The organism is Stenotrophomonas sp. 2YAF22, from assembly GCF_052114665.1.
Lineage (GTDB): Bacteria > Pseudomonadota > Gammaproteobacteria > Xanthomonadales > Xanthomonadaceae > Stenotrophomonas > Stenotrophomonas indicatrix.
Genome location: NZ_JBFRFE010000629.1, coordinates 1 through 2507 on the forward strand (window position 1 = coordinate 1; position 2507 = coordinate 2507).

4 protein-coding genes are annotated in these 2507 nt (G+C 66.4%); all 4 read right to left on the reverse strand.

Annotation, left to right across the window (positions count from 1 at the left end; all coding sequences use genetic code 11):
* Positions 1–67: 67 nt before the first annotated feature.
* Positions 68–1285: an ATP-binding protein gene (locus tag AB4Y84_RS19145; protein WP_442250678.1), complete on the reverse strand. Its 1218-nt coding sequence runs from the start codon at positions 1283–1285 to the stop codon at positions 68–70.
* Positions 1286–1377: 92 nt separating this feature from the next.
* Entirely contained in the window at positions 1378–1716 is a 339-nt protein-coding gene (locus AB4Y84_RS19150) for a flagella protein (protein WP_025879114.1), read from the reverse strand.
* Positions 1713–2018, reverse strand: coding sequence for a flagellar biosynthesis anti-sigma factor FlgM (flgM, locus tag AB4Y84_RS19155; RefSeq protein ID WP_025879113.1), 306 nt, complete (start codon positions 2016–2018; stop codon positions 1713–1715). The genes AB4Y84_RS19150 and flgM overlap by 4 nt, the downstream gene beginning before the upstream one ends.
* A 75-nt stretch (positions 2019–2093) precedes the next feature.
* A partial coding sequence (gene flgA, locus AB4Y84_RS19160) for a flagellar basal body P-ring formation chaperone FlgA (RefSeq protein ID WP_442250679.1) occupies positions 2094–2507 on the reverse strand: 414 nt, incomplete at its 5' end.

A 2507-nucleotide genomic window follows, 5' to 3' on the forward strand; every position in this document is an offset into this window, starting at 1 on the left:
GGCCGGCAGATGCGGGGTTTCCAGGTTCATCGGGTTGCCGGCCAGCGGCCGGCACTACCGTGCTGCTTCAGCGCGGCTGCTTGATCGGCAGCACGAGGCGGAAGCGCGAGCCGACGCCTGGGGTGCTGTCCAGATCGATGCGGCCGTGGTGCTTGTTGATGATGCTGTAGGAGATCGACAGGCCCAGGCCGGTACCGCTGCCCACCGGTTTGGTGGTGAAGAACGGATCGAAGATGCGCTGGCGCAGTTCCGGCGAAATGCCACCGCCGGTGTCTTCGAACTCGACCCACACCGTGTCGCCGTCCACGCCGGTGCGCACGGTGATCGTGCCGCGCTCGGCGATGGCATGGCCGGCGTTGAGCAGCAGGTTCATGTAGACCTGGTTCAACTCCGAGGGCAGGCATTCCACCAGCGGCAGCTGGCCGAACTCGCGCACCAGGTGCACCTTGTACTTGAGCTCGTTCCAGATGATGTTGATGGTCGATTCAAGGCCGGAATGCAGGTCGACCAGCTTCCACGACTCGTCGCGGCCGGAATAGGAGAAGTCCTTCAGGTCGCGCACGATGCGGGTGACGCGCTCGATGCCTTCGCGTGACTCGGCCATCAGCTGCGGCAGATCGCGGCTGATGAAATCGATGTCCAGGCGGTCACGGATATCGTCGATTTCCGGAATCAACGCCTTCGGGTCGGGCGCACGCAGGGCGCGTTCGTAGGCTTCGATCACCGTGAACAGGCTGCGCAGGTATTCCTGCAGGCTGCCCAGGTTGGAATGCACGTAGCCGATCGGGTTGTTGATCTCGTGCGCCACGCCGGCGGCAAGCTGGCCGATGGAGGCCATCTTCTCCGACTGCAGCAGCTTTTCCTGGGTGCCGTTCAAGCGCAGGTAGGCCTGGCGCAGTTCGGCATGGCGCTGCTGCAGTTCGCGTTCGTAGTCTTCCTGGCCTTCGATATGGCGGAACAAGGCCAGGTAGTGCCCCGAACCGGGTTCGCCATGGAAGTACAGATGGGCGATGACCACGCCCTCGCCCAGCGGCAGGCTGCCGTTCCAGTGACCGTGCTGGCGCGCATGTTCCAGCGCATCCGGCGGCAGCAGCTGGCGCAGGCGCWGTGGCGGCGGCAAGGTGCCTTCATCGCTGCCCAGCAGGCTCTGYGCGGCCGGGTTGGCCAAGGCGACCTGCCCATCTTCGGTGAACAGCAGCAAGCCCTCGCGCAGGCGCTCAAGCAGGGCCTGCAGCACCGGTTGCGGCGGAAGGGGGGCGGTAACCAGAACGTTGGCGGCAGACACGGCGGCTCGGGGCGATCAAACAGGCGCCCAATATACGCGTTCACGCGGCGGCCTACAGCCGCCATCGGGCGGTCAGCCGACCGCCGGTCCTGTCAGGCGACGGCGAGCGGCCGCCGCGCGGTGACGGTATGCGACTGGCCCTTGGCATCGTAGGCCGAGGACTCTTCGGTGCGGCCCATCTGGCGCAGTGCCCAGTTGACCTCGCGCCGGCGCCGCGACAGCAGCACACCGTTGGCGCGGTTGCGCTCGGCCAGTTCCTGCAGCTGCTCGCCCTCGCCCACCGGTGGCGCGCCTTCCAGCGCACGCAGCGCTTCCAGCTTCGCACCGGTGGCACGGATCAGGGCATGCACGTCGTGCTCGACCAGGGCCTGGCGTTCAACGTCCAGGGCCTGGGCAAGGCGCTGCAGCGGCTCGCTCATCGCCGCGGTCATCCTTGCAGCTGCTGGTCCAGTTCAAGCATGCGCGAAGCGATCGCGTCCGGATTGATCTTGTAGGTGCCGTTCTGAAGCGATTCGCGCACCGCTGCAACACGCTGGGCGTCGATCGCCGGAGCGGTGCTCAGCTCACGCTCGATGGCCTGCAGGTTGGTGGCTTCGCCGGTCAGGCGCAGGCTGTCGGCCGCCTCGACTGGACGTGCCGCCGAATCGGTGCTGACGCCGGGCTTGGCGGCCGGGGTGGTCACGCTGCGCAGTGCCTGGGGGACCTGCAGGTTGCCGTCGATTTTCTGGCTCATGGGGTGTCCTGGAGTTGCCGTACACAAGGGATAACGGCCGCAGGGCCGTGATCTTTAGGGGAATTCTGCATTATTTCAACGCGCCACGATTACGTCACCGGTCGCGTCCACCGTGCCCTGCACGATACGGCGAGAGGACAGGTTTTCCACCGAGACGCGCTCGTTCTGGCCGGCATCGCCCAGTGCGCGGCCGGCGATGCGGACCTCGACCGAACCACGCCGCGATACCAGTGCCACACTGTCTCCTCGCTTGATGAGACGCTGTGCAACCAGATCGTTGCTCGACAACAGTGTTCCTGCCGGCAACGGCCGACGGGCGATGCGGCCGATCGCTGCGGCGGGATCGGCCAGCACTGCGCCGGCAATCCGTGCCGCGTCACGCTGGGCAGTACTGATATCGGCAGCGGCGATGGATTCTCCAGTGCCGATGCCACGGGTCAGCACCAGCACGGTCTGGTTGCGGCGCACCTTCACCGGCACGAACAGGCG

What these genes read in the sequence shown, in the direction of transcription:
- AB4Y84_RS19150 (WP_025879114.1), bottom strand. Translation starts at nt 1,716, where the DNA reads ATGACCGCGGCGATGAGCGAGCCGCTGCAGCGCCTTGCCCAGGCCCTG.
- flgM (WP_025879113.1), bottom strand. Translation starts at nt 2,018, where the DNA reads ATGAGCCAGAAAATCGACGGCAACCTGCAGGTCCCCCAGGCACTGCGC.